Origin of the sequence: Mesorhizobium sp. M0340, from assembly GCF_040321535.1 — a bacterium.
GTDB lineage: Bacteria > Pseudomonadota > Alphaproteobacteria > Rhizobiales > Rhizobiaceae > Mesorhizobium.
In genome coordinates, this window is record NZ_JAMYRR010000011.1 from 1 (window position 1) to 16,768 (window position 16,768).

A 16,768-nucleotide genomic window follows, 5' to 3' on the forward strand; every position below is an offset into this window, starting at 1 on the left:
ACACTATTTTTTGGACCCAACCCCCCCCAACATCAAAATACACCCCCCCGCGCCCCCCCCCGCCCCCCGTCCGCGGCGGCGGGGGCGGGCCCCCAAAATATAACGCCCGCCCCCGAGGCCGAGCTTGGCGGCATGACGCTCGATCCATGGAAGAAAGGATGCCGCTTTGACATCGCCGAGGATTGTCATGCGCTCGCGCGTAAAACGTCGATCTTGCTCGTTCATGAAGGACCCTAACAACGAAATTGATGTACAGATACGTCGTATCCAATCACGTGGCTAAGGGCGTGAAAAGGCGGGCGGATCTTTCGCCGACAAGAACGCTCGTCATCCTCGCCGACCGGTCAAGACCGGTCGCTGCCGTCCCGATGCTCCTTGGTAAGCGACAGACCTTTGACCGGCCATGTCCGGTAGCCCGTCATCGAGGGATCGGTTCGGAACTGCGTCGCAAGATCGGTCATCCGGCTCCAGGACTTTCCTAAAAGCGTATTTTCGGGAAACCAAGCCAGACGGCACCTGCGGAATAGTGGCGCCGGGGTCGCGGAACCATACGGAACGATGCGGGAAGATTTCTGATTTATACGAAAGGAGTACAATTCATTGAGGTCGGCCAGGAACCACCGACGGCTGGCGGTTGGCCAACTCCTGAAGGGCTCACGCAAAGGGCTGTATCGATGGCCACAGCGTTGGTTGTTCAAAGCGCTGCAGCCGGGATTGCTCGGCGCCGGAGATGGCGCGCAGCTCTTCGTGGATGATGCGAAGCAGGCATTTGGTGTGGCCAATTTCAAAGCGTCCGGTGGGGGCGGAACGATACGAGACAATACGGGAAACTCTCTGATTTAGGCCCACGAAAAAGCCAATAAAATCAATAGTTCGAGGACGTCCCCCAACAGTGCGCGACAGTGACCGTCCTACCAATAATGAATGGTGCCTTTAAATTGTTCATGCAGTCTCGACGAGGTTCGGAACCAGCGATCGGCAGCCTTGGCCGGACTAGCCCGATCCGCAAAGCACCGCTTGAATCATCGCCGAGATAAAAGCGTCAGATGTTTTCCGGCGTGACTATTTCAAAAGGTATAGACCGCTGAAGGGTCGCGACCGGTGCTTGCGGTCCAATCACGTCAATCATCGTCTGCACAAGGAGAGCCGAGGTCGCCTCGAGTGGATGACAAAGAGCTGCAGTGATCATTCCCTCGGACAAGCCTTTTCGCGTATCGGGGCCAATGTCACGGCAAACCAGCTTGATGCCCGCCCGCCTTTCAGCAGGGATCTCTCGAAGCGCACGGAGCACTCCAGTTATTCCGCCGCCCACGATCAGAATTCCTACGAGATCATCAGTCGTCTTCAGGAGTTCGGCCACCATACGGTAAGCCTCGCTCGATTCCTCATGAGTAGGGCGACTTTCTTCCACTGTGAGCCGCGGAGCGTGTTCGCGCAAATACGAACGGAAGCTGGCATCTGAAACGTCTTGGCATTGATATCGGTGATTTCCTATGAAAACCGCAATGCGACCCGGACCTTGGGTGGTTTGCGCAATCAAGAATGCCGCCGTACGCCCGAGCTTCCAGTTGTCCGTTCCCACATAGGCCGCTCGTTCCGGCGCGGATTGGTCCGTAATGTAAGCAACAACGGGCTTCCCCATTTCCTTCAGTGAACGGATTGCCTGTCCTATTATAGGGTGATCTGGTGCGATCACCGCGACTACGTCGCAGGTGTCGCCGAGCGCCACGAGTCGGCTAGAGATAATCTCCGGCGTCAGGAGATCCACAAACTCGACGACGGCCTCAACAATTTCGTCGCGACGATCGCGACAAGCTGCGATGATTTTCTTCCCGAACAGTTTGTAGAGTTCACGGGTCGATTGCTGCAGCAGGAAACCAAATCGGTGATGCGGCGACAGTTTCTTGGCCCGGTCGTCGATCGCCCCGAGCCCATAGAACCCGATTTCTTCGGCTGCGCTTTGTACTCGTTGCACGGTCTTTGGGCGAACGGAAACCGTCCCGCTGAGGATTCTGTTCACAGTCGCCACTGATACGCCAGCGGCTTGAGCGAGGTCGCGAATGGTAGGCCGCCTCATTGATCCTCCGCTACTGTATCATCATGATTGACACTAAATGATACGAATGCGACCTAAATACTATTTTTGTGTTCCGACGATATCAAGCCTCCGATATGAATCGCCTCTGCATTGAAGCCCGAACTGGTCCAAGGCCGGTTGGATGGTCGGTCAGGAGGCTATTAAGATGGATGACCTTCAGTATGGAACGCGCGACAAACGCGGAAACTGGGTCCCGCACCGCCGCGCCGAGCCGGTGCCGATCTGGCATCGCCCGTTCAACGCCAAGAAGGTACTGGCTTGGTTTCCCGAGTTTCTGTGGCCTTGGAACGCCTTCCACATGGCCACGGCAATCATCTGGGTCAACTTGCTCATTCCGAGCTGGGACAGCCTGGCAACATTTTCGCTGCTCAACTACCTTTGGCTGTACGGCCTGAACGCAGGGGGCATTTTTCTCTTCTACGGGTTCTTTGAGCTGCGCTATTACATCCAGCGCAAGCAAGAGACGCGCTTCAAGTATAATCCAAAATTCCCCTCCGACGCGCCGTCCGACGTCTTCTGGTTTCAGAGCCAGAATATCGACAATTTCAGCCGGTCGTTTTTCATCACTATACCGCTGTGGACCGTGGTCGAAATCGTGATGCTGTGGGCCTACGCTAATAGCTGGGCGGTCTGGCTGCCCTGGACGACGAATTGGCTTTACCTATCGTTCCTCGTCATCATCGCGCCGGCCGTGCATGAGATCTATTTCTTCTTCCTGCACCGCGCCATCCATTGGCCGCCGCTCTACAAATGGGTGCACTCGGTTCACCACAACTCGATCAACCCCAGTCCGTGGTCGTCGCTGTCCATGCATCCGGTGGAAGGGTTCCTCTACCATGCCGAAGCCTGGCTGCACCTGCTGATCCCATCCAACCCTGTCTGCGCGTACTTCACACTGCATGGGGCCGGCTTCGGAGCGGTGAATGGCCATCTTGGGTTTGAGACCTTCGAACTCACCGACAAGATCAAGCTCGATAGCCATTCCTATGTCCACTACCTGCACCACAAGTATTTCGAGGTGAACTACGGCGGTGACGGTCTGGTTCCTCTCGATAAGCTTTTTGGCACTTGGCACGACGGTAGCAAAGAAGCTGACGAGGCTATGAAGGCGCGCTTCCGCAAAAAGAAAGAAAAGCTGCGCGCGCAGCAGGAAGCCCGCGGCGGCCCGGCCACTGGAATGCCGGCGGAATGACGATCAGACGCTGTCTCGGCTAGGCCCGAGAGGAGCGGGTGCGGGGCAGCCAGGCTTTTGTTGAAACCCGCGGGGCGGGTAAACCGGGAGGAAGACTATGAAGCTTTTCAAGATACTTGTGTCCACAGCAGTGCTGGCTGCGTACAGCACCAGCAGCACGCTCGCCGCCGACATCTTCGTTATCGGCGGCAAGCCGGACGATCCATTCTGGTCAATCGTCAAGCGTGGTGCCGAAGACGCCGGTAAGGTGGTCGAAGCTCAAGGTGGTAAAGTCACCTGGCTCGGGCCGCAGAACTACGACAATCTGGGTGTGGACGCGGCCGAACTGATCCGCCAAGCCATCGACCAGAAGGCCGACGCCATTGTCGGTCCGGACTGGGTGCCGGAAGCCATGGATCCGGCGTTCAAGGCGGTTGTGGACGCTGGCATTCCGCTTGTTATCTACAATGCCGGCGGTTTGCAGGCGGCTGATCGCCTCGGCGCTATGAACTATGTCGGCTCGGACGATTACAAAGGTGGCGTCGCCGGCGGCGAGTATCTCGCTAAGGCCGGCAACAAGAAAGGCGTCTGCATCAACACACTGCCGGGTGCGGCCAATATCGAGGCCTACTGTGGTGGCTTTAGGGAAGGGATGAAGAATGGCGGCGGCGAGGCCGATGTGTTGCCGTTGCCAGCTACCTCCTTCGGCTCGGCAACAGCAGTGGCGCAGGCGGTGAAGGCCTATCTGCTGCAGCATCAAGCCGTGACCGCGGTGTTCACCATCGGCAATGTCGACGCCAATTCGGCCATGAACGGTATTACCCAGGCCGGCAAGGCCGGGCAGGTTCAACTCTGCGGCATCAACTTTGACGAGACCATCCTGAACAACATCAAGGATGGAAAACAGGCCTGCGCGATCGACCAGCAGGGCTACTGGCAAGGCTATCTCGCCGTCTCAATCTTGAATGGCAAGGTAAACTACGGGCTGACTGTGCCGACGCGCGAGATCCTCACCGGTCCTGGTATCATCGACAAGAACACTGTCGAGCTGACCATTGCCGGCGTGAAGGCCGGCGCGCGCTAGGTGTCCTTACGGCCGCCCGCCGTGTGAGGCGGGCGGCCAGTGCATTCTACTTCCATAGCGACCGCAATTTTTGGCGCTCGATAACTCGCGGATTACCCATGACGGCACATCCCGTGACATCCACCCCAACGCCGATGGCAAATCGCGGCCGTTCTGGACTGGCCCCAGGTCGTCTGGCACGGCGGCCCGAGACGGGCTCGTTCCTGGGCATGGTCGCAGTCTTTTTGTTCTTCGCCATATTCGGAGGCAGTGGCTTTTTGTCAGCAGCCGGTACGGCCAGTTGGCTGAGCATCGCCTCCGAGATCGGCATCATCGCTCTGCCGATAGGGCTGCTGATGATCGCTGGTGAGCTGGACATTTCGGTCGGCGCCGTGATTCCCGCGGCCTCTCTAACGGCCGCGATCATATCCGGCTACTATGGCCTGCCTGATTGGCTCGGCATCACGGCCGCCCTTGGGCTCGGTCTCGCCATCGGCTTAATCAACGGCGTGTTCGTCACGCGAACCGCGATCCCGTCCCTGATAATCACAATAGGAACGATGTTCGGCACAATGGGCCTGACGCTGGGCCTTACGGTGATGATCGCCGGCAGCACCGGTGTCTCGCTGGTACCCGACGAACTCACGAAGATGCTTCTCGGCCAATATCTCGGGGGCATGTTCCAAGTGACGATTCTCTGGTGGCTCGTCTACATCGCCGCCCTTCTCTGGCTCTCCACATCTCGCCCGTGGGCAACTGGATCTATGCACTCGGGGGCGACAAGGAGAGCGCGCGCAACGCGGGCATCCCCACCAAGCGGCTTACCATCGGTCTATTCATGCTTTCGGGGTTTTCCGCCGCGTTCGTCGGAGTCAGCCAGGTGATGGTCTACCAGAGCGCTCAGGTTCTGGCTGGGCAGTCCTTCATCTTCAATTCGATCATGTGCGTAGTCATCGGAGGCGTTCTGCTTACCGGCGGATTTGGCTCTGTCGTAGGTATCGTGTTCGGCACGATCACCTTCTCTATCGTAAACCAGGGCATCTACTTCACGAGTATCGATCCCAACATAGGAAGCGTCATCATCGGCGCGCTTCTCCTGATCGCCGTACTCACCAACGACACCTTTCGGCAGCTGGCGCTCAGCTACTCATCGAAGAAGGCTTGAGGGACCGCCATGACTGAGGCAATCAAATCCTTGTTGCGCCGCCCGGAAGCAGGCTCGATCCTCAGCCTGATCGGGGTGGTGCTGTTCTTCGTATTTTTCGGTGGCGTGGACCTGGGCACACTCCTTGGGGCGGCGAGTTGGGTGAACTTCGCCGCCAATCTCGGCATTGTCGCCATTCCGGTCGGTCTGCTGATGATCTCGGGTGAACTCGACATCTCCATCGGCGCATTGATTCCCGCGGGCTCTATGACCACCGCCATCCTTAGCGGCTACTATGACCTGCCCATCGCGGTGGGCATGGCCGGCGCCCTGGCGGTCGGTGTGGCGGTCGGCCTTGTCAATGGTTTGCTGACGATCCGCACCTCGGTGCCTTCGTTGATCATTACGCTCGCCACCCTGGTTGCGATGCAGGGCTTGGTGCTCAGTGGGTCCGTGTTGCTAACTGGCAACGCTAGCGTTGCCGTCACCGCGCCCGAATGGGCCAAATTCCTGTTCGGACAGCTTATCGGTGGAAGCCACCAGGTCATCATCGTCTGGTGGGTGGTGTTCGCTGTCATCATTGGCTTCGTGCTGCACAAGACCCGCTTTGGCAACTGGCTGTTTGCAATGGGCGGCGATCGCGTCAGCGCCCGCAATGCAGGCATTCCGACAAGCCGCATGACCATCGCACTGTTCGTGCTGTCCGCCGTCAGCGCCACATTCGTTGGCATGTGCCAGGCGATCCTGTTCAACTCGGCCCAGGTTTCCGGCGGAATGAACTTCATCTTCAACGCGATCGTGTCCGTGGTGGTCGGCGGCGTGCTGCTCACGGGAGGGTTCGGCTCGGTCATCGGCATCTTCGTCGGTACCATCACGTTCGCCATTGTCAGCCAGGGCATCTACTTCACCCAGATCGACCGGAACTGGTCGAACCTGATCATCGGCGTGATGCTTTTGACGGCGGTGCTGATGAATCAGGCATTCCGGGAACTGGCTCTGTCTTACCGGCGAGGTTCAAAACAAAGCGTGCCGAGGGCACCCATACAGCACTGAGCGATGCGGCTGCAGTTGCGATCAGCGACTGCTTGGAAGAACGAAAGATGCGATAATTATGAGCGAAAAACCTGCCATTCTCGAACTGAAAAATGTCAACAAGTCTTTCGGCCCGATCGACGTGTTGCATAACATCTCGCTGCAAATTCGCCGGGGTGAGGTCTTGTGTCTCCTCGGCGACAACGGCGCAGGAAAGTCCACTCTCATCAAGGTGTTGGCAGGCGTCCACAAGCCGACCAGCGGCGAGATACTGATGGACGGAAAGGCGGTCAGCTTCGACCGTCCGAGCGCTGCGCAGGAGCGGGGCATTGCCACCGTGCACCAGTTCGGCGGAACGTTCCCCTTAATGAGCATCGGCCGCTCCTTCTTCGTTGGGTTGGAGCCGACAAAGGGTTGGGGTCCGTTCAAGATCTACGACCGCAAGCGCGCCAACGAGATCGCGGTGAAAGCGGTGCGGGATTTCGGCATCACGCGTATCGACGACGGTGACCGGCTTGTTGGTGGCCTGTCAGGCGGGGAACGCCAGTCTTTGGCCATTGCCCGCGCCGTGCATTTCGGCGCTCGCGTTCTGATCCTCGATGAGCCGACAGCAGCGCTCGGCGTCAAGCAGGCAGCTCACGTGCTGCGCATCGTCAATGAAGCCAAGCGGCGCGGTCTCGCGGTCGTCTTCATCACCCACCAGGTGATGCACGCCATGGCGGTGGGAGACCATTTCGCCGTCCTCATTCGCGGTGCGATCGCCGCCGATTTCCGGAAGCGCGAGAAAACCCGCGAGGAGATCACCGATCTGATGGCCGGCGGTGAAACCATGGCTGACCTCGAGGCGGAAATCGAGCATGAATTGCATGCATGATCACAATGAAAATGCGCCGCCTCTCGAGCTGGATGGGCGGGCGGCCCGATCGTTTTCCTCGGGAAACCTCTGCCTTCGACCGGCCCTGATGACCCTTGGCGCCACCAGCCTCTTCACGTCGAACAAAGCAGAAGAAATATGACAATACGGATTGCGGTGATCGGTGCCGGTGTGATGGGCGCCGACCACGCCAGGATAGTGGCGGAAGACCTTCCCGGAGCAAGCCTTCAGCTGGTGTGCGACATGGATGAGGCGCGTGCCCGCACTGTTGCCGACACCTTTGGTGCGCTCGACATCTCCACCGATCCAGAAGGCGTTGCCGCGCGGAAGGACGTGGACGCAATCATCGTGGCGAGTCCCGATGCCACGCATGCGCCGCTGTCGAAAGCTTGTATTGCCGCCGGCAAGCGTGTGTTGTGCGAAAAGCCCCTCTCCCAAGCGTACGCTAACTGTATCGCGGTGATGGAGGCCGAACAGAAGTCGGGCGCGAAATTCGTCCAGCTTGGTTTCATGCGGCGCTACGATCGCTCCTACGAAGAGATTAAGCGGGCGCTCGCAGACGGCCGCCTTGGCCGGCCCCTGATGATGCACAATTTTCACCGGAATGTCGAAACGCCGGCTGCAGATTTCACCGGCGCAATGGCTATCACCAATTCGGCTCCACACGAGTTCGATGTCGTGCGCTATGTGCTCTCGACGGAATATGCGTCGATTTCGGCCTTCCAGCCGAAGCGCTCAGATGCCCGGGTCGCGCCTGTCTTCATGGTGCTGGAGACGGTCGATGGCCAACTCGTCAACATCGAGATCAACAACAATGCCGCCTATGGTTACGATGTCCGTGCCGAGCTGATCGGCGAGCGGGGCACCGTTGCGATGAACAACGTCGCCTACACTCGCATCGATTCTGCGCTTACACAGAGCACGAGCTACGACTCCGACTGGCGGACCCGCTATGCCGATGCCTACCGTCGGCAGAACCGCGACTTCCTACGCTTCGCCATGACTGGTGAGTTCCCGGCAACCGCTGCGAATTGCTGGGACGGTTATTGCGCCGCCGTCGTTGCCGAGGCGGGCGTGAAGGCGTTGCACGAGGGCCGCCGCGTACCCGTCCAAATGATCGCAAAGCCGGAGTTTTACGCGTGAAGCTGGGTTTCGTTTCAGACAGCCTCGGCAACCTGCCCTTCGAAACGATGCTGGATCATGCGAAGCGCATGGGTGTCTCCGGCGTCGAGGTGAACACCTGTGGCTGGTCCACCGCGCCGCATTTTCGGCTTTCGTCCATGCTGGGCAACAGGGAAGGCCAGAAGCGCTTCGTTGGCGCGTTCGAGGCGCGCGGGCTAGAAATCATCAGCCTCAACGCAAACGGCAATCCGCTGCACCCGACCGACCCGGCCCAGGGCGAAGGGCTGAAAACCACTATTCGCGTCGCGGGCGAAATGGGCATCCGGACGGTCTGCACCATGAGCGGCCTCCCGGCCGGCAACGCTGCAGATACAATGCCCAACTGGGTCGTCTCGTCGTGGCCGCCGGAAACACAGGCCATTTTGAAATACCAGTGGGAAGAGAAGCTGATTCCCTTCTGGACCGAGATCGTGGCGTTGGCTGAAGAGAACGGCGTGGAGCGCATCGCGCTTGAACTCCACGGCAACCAGTGTGTCTTCAACGTGCCCTCGCTTCTGAAGTTGCGACAGGCGGTCGGACCCGTCGTGGGGGCGAATCTGGACCCTTCGCATCTGTTCTGGATGGGTGCCGACCCGCTGGCGGCGGCTCAATCTTTGGGCGAGGCGGTATATCACGTTCATGCCAAGGACACGATGCTCAACGCACCAGTGCAGGCGACGACATCTCTGCTCGAGAATGGCAGCCTGATGGATCTTCCAGCCCGGTCATGGAGCTACATCACGCTTGGCTTCGGCCATGGCGAGGAGTGGTGGCGGCAATTCTGCTATCGCCTCAAGATGGCCGGCTATGACGGCTGGCTTTCCATCGAGCATGAGGACGTGCTCCTGAACTCTCTGGAGGGACTCGAAAAGTCCGTGGCGCTACTGCAGGGGGTCATGCCGTCCGCCCCCGCCGACTACAAACCGCAAGCCATCTGAAGGAAGGTTTCCATGCCTTGGATCGACGCCTGTGCCGCCGCCGACATCGAAGCCGAGGAAGCCAGGCGCTTCGATCATGGCGGTCGCACCTTTGCGATCTTTCGAAATGATGCGGACGAATATTTCTGCACCGACGGGCTTTGCACGCACGAGAGTATTCACCTCGCTGACGGTCTCGTAATGGGGAATACAGTGGAGTGTCCTAAACACGCATCCGTTTTCGACTTCACGACTGGGGACGTAGAGACCCCGCCCGCTTGCGAGAATCTCAAGACGTACAAGACGAAGGTCGAAAATGGCCGCGTCATGATCGAGATCTGAGCCATATGGACCAGCCGTTCCAGCTTGCAGCCTGCGCCGAGATGCTCTGGCGCGACCGCCCGATTACTTGGCGCGCCGAAATGAATTGGCCATTCATCGCCAAGGCGCTGTTTGACTGCCTGATCCCCTGCGGAGGCTGATTATGGGCATGTATCACAACCGTCCTCATGTCGAGGACATCCGCAAGATGAAGAAGAGCGGACAGAAAATCTCCATGCTCTTCGTCAGCACCCCGGATGAGGCGGCTGCCGCAGCCGCCGCCGGCATCCATATGCTCTCCATCGAAGGTCGATATTTCGATCCGGAAATGCGCCAAGCAGCCGGCGATTGTTTCGTACAAGTCGGTTTGCCATATGGCAGCTATGGGAGTTTCGCGGGCCGCCCGCTCGCAACAGCGGAGGACTATCTGCGTGCAGCGTTCCACTTTGCCGGCACAGGCGGCGACGCCTTTTATTGTGCGGCGTCATACGACATCCAGAAGACGTTATGCGACAACTACATTCCTGTCGTTGGCCATATCGGCCTAGTGCCGTCTTATATCACCTGGACGGGTTGGCGCGCAGTCGGCAAGACCGCGGACGAAGCAGTGCGCATTTGGCGACACACCCAAAAGCTGGAGCAAATAGGAGTCTTCGGCGCGGAGCTGGAAGTCGTCCCAGATCGCGTCGCGAAATTCCTCACCGAAAACTCCTCGCTTGTCATGCTAGGCATGGGCGCTGGCAAATATGCCGATGCGCAGTACCTCTTCACAGAAGACGTTTGCGGTTACGGCAAGAACCATAAGCCGCGACACGGAAAAGTTTATCGAAACCTTGGCCCTGAGCTGGAGAAGATTCAGGACGAGCGCGTCGCTGCCTTTAAGGACTACAAGGCAGACGTCGATTCAGGCAGATATCCCGGTTACGAGCACACGGTTCCGATTGTGGATGCCGAGTTCGATATCTTCATGAAGATAGTTAAAGGTTGAGAACTATGTCTGTGGGCTCATCTTATCCCTCACGGACATGCGGTCGACAGCGCGTATCAGTTGACAACCGACGAGCGCCATCGCTTGACGAGCTCAAAACGCTGATTGCCAAAAGGGAACTGACACTTCCGGAGAAGTCGGAGGCTGTCGCCCGGGTGATATTTGCGGAGCCGGATTACGTGGCTTTCGAAAATGCCGCCGCAATCGCGCGCCGATGCCATGTATCACCCGCGACCGTGTCCCGACTTGCATCGCGTCTCGGGTTTGGGTCGTTTGTGGAAATGCAGAGCTGCTTCCGAAATCATATACTGCATCGATTCAAACTTCAGGAAGAACACGTGAAGGCGAACTGCTGAGGATCATGTGCACGGACTTTTGACCCCGACAGCCGAGTGCTCTTTCCAAACTTGACGGCGATCGTAATTCCCGAGGCGGCTGTTGGGAGCTTTTTCGCTGACGCCCACCTTGCGCAGTTCCGGCCCCTGCTGAAGCCTGTCGAGAATGGCGACCTGGTGGGTGAGCGATTGAGGGCGGTCGCCCTGCCGGGTCATGCTCCCGGTCATACCGGCTAAGCGTTCGACACGGACGAGGACCGTTTCCTATTCTTCGGGGACGTCGTTCATGTGCCGGCCTTGCAGTTCGGCAATCCCGCGTTCAGTTGGGGCCATGACGACGATCAGCCGACGGCGCGCGCAACCCGCCTGAAGGTTTTCAGTGACGCGGCCAAGGCGGGGGACGTGGATCGCCGGCGCGCACCTTGGCTGGCCGGGCATCGGTCGCGTGGTGCGTAAGGGCGAAGCATACGGCTATGAGCCGGCAGGAGGACGAGTGACCGGATAGGCGGCCCGGTGCTGATCGGTTTATACCGCTCTCTTCGCCCAAGGCAAGGATCTCGACGAGCAGCGCGCCTCACTCCGGCGTCCTCAACAGCGGCGGCGCATCGTCCGGCCCACAAAATATCTGATTCTTGATCCACTGGCGGCCGATCGACGCCTGAGGCTTACCGGATCGGCGTCTCGCCGCGAAACAGCGGCTGGTGCGCCCGCATCAAGGCGGCAATCCGGTCGGCGACTTTTCGTACCGGCGGCGAGTGACGTTCCTCGTGATGGGTGACGATCCATTGGTCGGTTTCGAGCTCGGGGATAGGCTGAGCGACGCGAACCAGCCGCGGATCGCTGTCACCGACGAAGCACGGAAAGACCGAAAGGCCGGCGCCGGCGGCCACCAGTTCACGCACCGCATGGGTGTTGTTGCCACGTACGGCGATGCGGTCGCCGTGATGGGCTTGCAGCCAGCGCGCCGATGCAACGTTTGCGCCTTCGCCGGTGACGCCGACGAACAATCCAGCGGCGATGCCGTTGATCAGGTGACGTCCGGAATAAATGGCGTGAGCGACTTTGCCGCTCTGACGGCCGGCCAGCCACTGCTCGGTCGGACGCTCGCTGCGGATGCCGATGTCGGCGGCACGGCGGCCGATGTCGACCCGCTCGGTCGTGGTGACAAGCTCCACCCTTATGCCGTCATCGACCGTCCAGATCTCGCCGATATGGGCGGAAACGAAGGCCGACGTCCATGGCCCGGCCGAGACGCGGACAATGCGGTCGGGCAGGTTTCCCTCGCGCCAGCGGGTCAGCGACTGCATTGCTGCCTCGACGTCTTCGGCGCGCCGCAGCAGTTCTTCGCCGACCGGGGTCAGCCGGTAGCCGGTCTGCTGGCGCACGAACAGAGGTTCGCCGATCTGCTTTTCCAGCGCGGTGACGCGTCGTCCAAGGGTGGCTGCGCTGAGGCGCGTGGTTCCCGTCGCTGCGCTCAAGCCACCCAGCCGCGCAACGTCGAGAAACAACCTCAGATCGTCCCAGCCGATATCCATTTTGCAGAAATGAAAAACTCCTTGCGACCGTGGCTGTAGCGCGAAGGGCCATCATGCGCAAGTATGCAGGCGTTGGACGCGTTGGACATTCTTGCTTGGCGGGACAGTGACAAGCGCCTCGGCTGGCTAAGAAGCCACCGCAATCTTTTCGATCGCGCATGCGCTTCGCGCCGATGCTTTGCGCTTTCGACCAACCCAGGCGCGCGGGCATTCTGCACGCCAAAGGAGACGATCATGTTGGATGAACTTCGACACCGTTTCGCCCGCTGGCTTGCCTATCGCCAGACGCTTGCGAGCTTGAGGCGGGCCCCAGACAGCACACTTGCGGATGCTGGCATTTCTCGCGAAGAGATCCGCGAGCATGCCCGCCACACCAGCGTGCGTCGTTGAGGAACCGGGCATGCAGATGATTGAGCTTTGGGATGGCCGCTCGGTACCGGGCATTGGCATCGGCACCTGGGCGGCGGGTGGCCCCGCGCGTTGGCGTGACACGGCGACAACCTATGGCGAGGTCGATGACATCAGGTCGCAAGCCGCGCTGGCGATGGCCTATGAGATCGGCGCGCGGGTGTTCGACACGGCGGCCGCCTATGGCGCCGGCAATGCCGAACTGATCCTCGGGCGAGCGTTGAAGGGTAAGGACGAAGCCGTCATCGTCACCAAGGTCGGCTATTTCGGCGATCCCGAAACGCGCAAGATCGCACCCGAGGATGCCTCTGCCGCGGCGATTCGGACATCGATCGACAATTCGCGGCAGCGCCTGCAGCGCGATTGTATCGACGTCGTGCTGCTACATATCAACGAGTATCCGATCGAGCGCGCCGGCGAGGTGTTCAATACGCTCGATCTGTTGCGCCAGGAGGGCAAGATCGGCGGCTTCGGCTGGAGCACCGATCACCGCGAACGGCTTGCCGCCTACGCGCCGCGCGAGGGCTTCGTCGCCGTAGAGAACGACTTCAATGTGTTTACCCCGGCGAACGGGCTGATGGCCGTTGCGGCGCGCGAGAACCTCGTCTCGTTCAGCCGGCTGCCGCTGGCAATGGGGTTGCTCACCGGCAAATACACGCCGGCCATGCGGCTGCCCACCAACGATGTGCGCGGCGGCAATGCCGAATGGATGGTATTTTTCAGGGATGGCGCCGCCAACCCGCACTATCTGTCAAGGCTCTCGGCAATCCGCGACCTGCTCACGTCGGGCGGACGCACGCTTGCGCAGGGCGCGCTCGGCTGGATCCTCGCCAAGTCGGCAATCGCGCTGCCGGTTCCCGGCTTCACGCGGCCCGAGCAGGTCGAGGACAATCTCGGTGCGCTGGAAAAAGGGCCGCTGCCGGCAGCGGTGATGGCCGAGATCGACGCCGTGCTGAAAATTGCCGAGACTGCTTAGGGTGTGGCGAATCCGAAATTCGCATTGGCGATAACGCGGCCTTCAGTGGCGCAATGGACAAAGACGGAGCGGCGGACACGCTCGAGTTGAAGGTCCGCCGCTCCGGTTTTCAGATCAAAGAGTGATGCTGCCACGGGAGATGGGTGGCGAGCTGCGCTTGAGCTGCGCCGCCGACCGCGTCGCTGTCGAGAGAGAGCGACCCGGTTGAGCTGTCAAAGATGATGTGGTGGGAACCATCATCCGTGGCCGTACCAGCAGGAGACGCATGCAATGAAAGCCCGCCCGACTTAAGCTCGGCAAGAGCGGCTTGATCGAGGTGGAGCTTGTCCTGAAGCTTGCTGAAGTCGAAGGCATCGTTGCCTCCGTGACCCGACATGATCTCGGCGGCGGCGCCGTTCTTTGCCTGGGCCCCGACATTTTCACCGCTCTGGACGGTCTGGGCGAACCCATGGCCGGTCAGGTTGGTTGCCGTTCTGTCGGAGTGATTGTTGGTGGCGAGAAACTCCGAGCCGGCAGAAAGAGCATGGCTCAACACAGCCAGCACCCGGTCAACGCCGCTGCCCAAATCGTCCATCTTGTTGCCGCCAGTGTCGACATGGGAGGTGTCGTTGCCGCTATGGCCCGCCATTTCGTCGGTGCTTGCACTTGCATGGGAGGCATCACTGGTGGCCTTTCCGTGACTGGCCGTGCGGTGGGAAGTCGCAGCTCCAGCAGAATTACTATCGCTAGTGCTGGCGTCGGAAGGGGCGATGGCGGTAGCAGTCGCAGTAGAAGTGCCATGGCTGGTCTTGGAGTCGGAGGCGGCCACAGTAGAGCTATTATCGGCAGCGGTGGCAGTGGAAGGCACAGTTGCAGTGGAACTGCTATCGCCCGTCGCGGCTTCGGAAGAGGCCGCGGCAGTCGAACTGGTATTGCCGGTGGCGTCGTCGGAAGCGGCAGTTACAGTCGAACTGCTATCGCCGGTGGCGTCATGGGAAGGGGCCGTGGCGGTCGAACTGCTATCGCTGGCGGTGGCGTCGGAAGGGGCCGTGGCAGTCGAACTGATATCGCCGGTGGCGTCATGGGAAGGGGCAGTCGCAGTCGAAGTGTTGTCGCCGGTGGCGTCATGGGAAGGGGCAGTCGCAGTCGAAGTGTTGTCGCCGGTGGCGTCATGGGATGGGGCAGTCACAGTCGAACTGCTATCGCTGGCGGCGGCATCGGAAGGGGGTGTCGCGGCAGCGCTGCCGTCGCTGGTGTCGGAAGGTTCGGCCCCGGTGGTAGCGAGGTTGTGCTCCCGGAAAACGGCTTGCAATTCGGAGGAGCTTTCAAGCGCGGTGTCGCCGTTCTGCGTTCCCCATTTGTAGGTGTAGTCGAAGCCGGGCGTCGGAACCAATGCGGCCCAATGATCGATCATGGTTTGCATCTGTTCGGGGGTGGGCATGACATGTCTCCCGCCATCGGAAGTCTCCCAGTTACCGCCGCCAAAGGCCTGGTAGACCGGAACGATGTTGTTAGCCGGGATGCCCGACTTCACCGCTGCAGCCACGGCTCGATCGATCATGTCGTAATCGACCGTGTCCGTTCCCGTGCGCACCGGATAGGGGTCTATTCCGAAATAGTCGATATGCGTGTTGGCCGGATTGTAGGTGTTCGTAAAATCCGGATTGGTCGGGGACCCCATGTTCATCATGGTGATGAAGGTCTTGGCGCCTGGAAAATGCTCATGGATCCAGTCGGATTCCGCCTTCAGGTTCTCAGCGGTTGCGTAGGTGCCCCACCTGCCGGTGGGATCGGGCTCGTCAACAAGATAGAACCCAAACACATTCGGATTGCCGAGGAAGGGGGTCATTTTCTCGATGAAGGATGAGGTTACGCCCTCGTGCTCATTGAGGTAAACCAAACCCTTCATGCCATCCGGCAATGCGTCGACCTGGCTAGCATATTGAACATCGGCCAGATTGAAGCCAGCGTTTGCGATTTCGGTGGCGGAACCACCCGAGGTGTAGTGCAGAGTTGCCATCCAGTAATCCTTTTTCTCGTTCGATAGCGCCCGAGGCCTACCTACTAGAGGGTGTATATTAGCGCCAAATCACATAAAGACACTAGTTGATAAAATCATTGAGCGTTTGTAGGAATGCTGCATTAATTGTGGCTTTTTTTGATAAAAGCGGGCTGTACACAAGAAACTTATCGATTTTCTTAGGTCACAATCCCGGCGGAATCGCGACTTTATTTTGAAATAGCTGTGGCTTTGCAACTTATGACGTTTAAATTACAGGAAATTACATTCTTGTTTGTTTTTGATTTATCAATTTACCTTACGAGATGAAAATCAGACAGACGTTAACCACAAGAGCCAAGCCGCTCCGCGGTCTCACTGCCGCAAGCAATTAGTTGTGGACAATTCGTAGGCATCTGCGCGCTCAGCGAGCGGCAGATCTCCGTGATCGAGATCAGTCAATGTAGGAAGCCGCTCAAGGTGAGAATCGGGGCGGTTCCCAGTTGGAGCGCCTACCGCACTCGCCCATGACGAAGACTTAAGCGACATCAAAGCGGTTCGGCCCACGTTTACAAGCGAGCGACAACTGCGGAATGACTGCCGGGTTCGCGGTGCCTGGTTCCTGCTCTCGCGCTCAAGTAATTGGCAGTCCCGATTTATCGATCGTGATCTGCGAAGGGACGGTTTGTGAAGCCATGGCCGCTATTGCGCAGCGGATCTGATAGCGGCCCAGGGATCTGATAGTCGATACCGGGCTCAGATGGGAT

At 59.4% G+C, this 16,768-nt stretch carries 14 protein-coding genes and 2 pseudogenes; 13 read left to right on the forward strand and 3 right to left on the reverse strand.

Translation table 11 applies throughout. The features are described from left to right. Positions 1-1,042: 1,042 nt before the first annotated feature. The gene (locus tag NKI79_RS17165) at positions 1,043-2,077 is read right to left on the reverse strand and encodes a LacI family DNA-binding transcriptional regulator (protein WP_352802946.1); all 1,035 of its coding nucleotides are present in this window, start codon (positions 2,075-2,077) and stop codon (positions 1,043-1,045) included. 166 nt (positions 2,078-2,243) lie between these two features. On the opposite strand from NKI79_RS17165, the gene NKI79_RS17170 reads away from it, so the two are divergent. From NKI79_RS17170 to NKI79_RS17215, 11 genes and pseudogenes are all read left to right on the forward strand, one after another. Further along, positions 2,244-3,290 carry a sterol desaturase family protein gene (locus tag NKI79_RS17170; protein ID WP_352479343.1) on the forward strand — a complete coding sequence of 349 codons (1,047 nt, stop codon included), beginning with the start codon at positions 2,244-2,246 and terminating at the stop codon, positions 3,288-3,290. A 97-nt stretch (positions 3,291-3,387) separates the two neighbouring features. Then, positions 3,388-4,353: a sugar ABC transporter substrate-binding protein gene (locus tag NKI79_RS17175; protein ID WP_352509023.1), complete on the forward strand. Its 966-nt coding sequence runs from the start codon at positions 3,388-3,390 to the stop codon at positions 4,351-4,353. A gap of 134 nt (positions 4,354-4,487) precedes the next feature. Continuing rightward, positions 4,488-5,497, forward strand: a pseudogene (locus NKI79_RS17180) (ABC transporter permease). A gap of 9 nt (positions 5,498-5,506) precedes the next feature. Next, positions 5,507-6,529 (forward strand): ABC transporter permease, encoded by a 1,023-nt coding sequence (locus NKI79_RS17185; RefSeq protein ID WP_352704698.1) that lies wholly within the window; start codon positions 5,507-5,509, stop codon positions 6,527-6,529. Positions 6,530-6,587: 58 nt separating this feature from the next. Beyond that, entirely contained in the window at positions 6,588-7,382 is a 795-nt protein-coding gene (locus tag NKI79_RS17190) for an ATP-binding cassette domain-containing protein (protein ID WP_287219718.1), read from the forward strand. A 138-nt stretch (positions 7,383-7,520) separates the two neighbouring features. Next, positions 7,521-8,525 carry a Gfo/Idh/MocA family oxidoreductase gene (locus tag NKI79_RS17195; RefSeq protein ID WP_352802950.1) on the forward strand — a complete coding sequence of 335 codons (1,005 nt, stop codon included), beginning with the start codon at positions 7,521-7,523 and terminating at the stop codon, positions 8,523-8,525. Next, positions 8,522-9,481, forward strand: a complete 960-nt coding sequence (locus NKI79_RS17200; protein WP_352479339.1) for a sugar phosphate isomerase/epimerase family protein — start codon at positions 8,522-8,524, stop codon at positions 9,479-9,481. The genes NKI79_RS17195 and NKI79_RS17200 overlap by 4 nt, the downstream gene beginning before the upstream one ends. 12 nt (positions 9,482-9,493) lie before the next feature. Then, a complete protein-coding gene (locus NKI79_RS17205; protein ID WP_352802953.1) occupies positions 9,494-9,802 on the forward strand; it encodes a MocE family 2Fe-2S type ferredoxin in 309 nt (102 codons plus the stop codon). 5 nt (positions 9,803-9,807) lie between these two features. Continuing rightward, positions 9,808-9,894, forward strand: a pseudogene (locus NKI79_RS33245) (hydroxypyruvate isomerase); the annotation flags it as partial. 50 nt (positions 9,895-9,944) lie between these two features. Continuing rightward, on the forward strand, positions 9,945-10,769 hold the full coding sequence (locus NKI79_RS17210) for a 3-methyl-2-oxobutanoate hydroxymethyltransferase (RefSeq protein ID WP_352479337.1): 825 nt from the start codon (positions 9,945-9,947) through the stop codon (positions 10,767-10,769). A 5-nt stretch (positions 10,770-10,774) separates the two neighbouring features. Then, entirely contained in the window at positions 10,775-11,125 is a 351-nt protein-coding gene (locus tag NKI79_RS17215; RefSeq protein WP_352802956.1) for a MurR/RpiR family transcriptional regulator, read from the forward strand. A gap of 644 nt (positions 11,126-11,769) precedes the next feature. On the opposite strand, the gene NKI79_RS17220 is transcribed toward NKI79_RS17215, so the two are convergent. Further along, positions 11,770-12,639, reverse strand: a complete 870-nt coding sequence (locus NKI79_RS17220; RefSeq protein ID WP_352648298.1) for a LysR family transcriptional regulator — start codon at positions 12,637-12,639, stop codon at positions 11,770-11,772. 234 nt (positions 12,640-12,873) lie between these two features. Between NKI79_RS17220 and NKI79_RS17225 the strand changes: the two genes are divergently transcribed. Together NKI79_RS17225 and NKI79_RS17230 are read left to right on the forward strand one after the other, a co-directional pair. After that, positions 12,874-13,029 carry a YjiS-like domain-containing protein gene (locus tag NKI79_RS17225; protein WP_352802959.1) on the forward strand — a complete coding sequence of 52 codons (156 nt, stop codon included), beginning with the start codon at positions 12,874-12,876 and terminating at the stop codon, positions 13,027-13,029. Between the two features lie 10 nt (positions 13,030-13,039). Beyond that, a complete protein-coding gene (locus tag NKI79_RS17230; RefSeq protein ID WP_352802961.1) occupies positions 13,040-14,023 on the forward strand; it encodes an aldo/keto reductase in 984 nt (327 codons plus the stop codon). Between the two features lie 109 nt (positions 14,024-14,132). On the opposite strand, the gene NKI79_RS17235 is transcribed toward NKI79_RS17230, so the two are convergent. Then, positions 14,133-16,022, reverse strand: coding sequence for a calcium-binding protein (locus NKI79_RS17235; RefSeq protein WP_352802964.1), 1,890 nt, complete (start codon positions 16,020-16,022; stop codon positions 14,133-14,135). Between the last annotated feature and the right edge of the window lie 746 nt (positions 16,023-16,768).

What these genes read in the sequence shown, in the direction of transcription:
- NKI79_RS17195 (WP_352802950.1), top strand. Translation starts at nt 7,521, where the DNA reads ATGACAATACGGATTGCGGTGATCGGTGCCGGTGTGATGGGCGCCGAC.
- NKI79_RS17175 (WP_352509023.1), top strand. Translation starts at nt 3,388, where the DNA reads ATGAAGCTTTTCAAGATACTTGTGTCCACAGCAGTGCTGGCTGCGTAC.
- NKI79_RS17225 (WP_352802959.1), top strand. Translation starts at nt 12,874, where the DNA reads ATGTTGGATGAACTTCGACACCGTTTCGCCCGCTGGCTTGCCTATCGC.
- NKI79_RS17205 (WP_352802953.1), top strand. Translation starts at nt 9,494, where the DNA reads ATGCCTTGGATCGACGCCTGTGCCGCCGCCGACATCGAAGCCGAGGAA.
- NKI79_RS17190 (WP_287219718.1), top strand. Translation starts at nt 6,588, where the DNA reads ATGAGCGAAAAACCTGCCATTCTCGAACTGAAAAATGTCAACAAGTCT.
- NKI79_RS17210 (WP_352479337.1), top strand. Translation starts at nt 9,945, where the DNA reads ATGGGCATGTATCACAACCGTCCTCATGTCGAGGACATCCGCAAGATG.
- NKI79_RS17185 (WP_352704698.1), top strand. Translation starts at nt 5,507, where the DNA reads ATGACTGAGGCAATCAAATCCTTGTTGCGCCGCCCGGAAGCAGGCTCG.
- NKI79_RS17230 (WP_352802961.1), top strand. Translation starts at nt 13,040, where the DNA reads ATGCAGATGATTGAGCTTTGGGATGGCCGCTCGGTACCGGGCATTGGC.
- NKI79_RS17215 (WP_352802956.1), top strand. Translation starts at nt 10,775, where the DNA reads ATGTCTGTGGGCTCATCTTATCCCTCACGGACATGCGGTCGACAGCGC.
- NKI79_RS17220 (WP_352648298.1), bottom strand. Translation starts at nt 12,639, where the DNA reads ATGGATATCGGCTGGGACGATCTGAGGTTGTTTCTCGACGTTGCGCGG.
- NKI79_RS17170 (WP_352479343.1), top strand. Translation starts at nt 2,244, where the DNA reads ATGGATGACCTTCAGTATGGAACGCGCGACAAACGCGGAAACTGGGTC.
- NKI79_RS17165 (WP_352802946.1), bottom strand. Translation starts at nt 2,077, where the DNA reads ATGAGGCGGCCTACCATTCGCGACCTCGCTCAAGCCGCTGGCGTATCA.
- NKI79_RS17235 (WP_352802964.1), bottom strand. Translation starts at nt 16,022, where the DNA reads ATGGCAACTCTGCACTACACCTCGGGTGGTTCCGCCACCGAAATCGCA.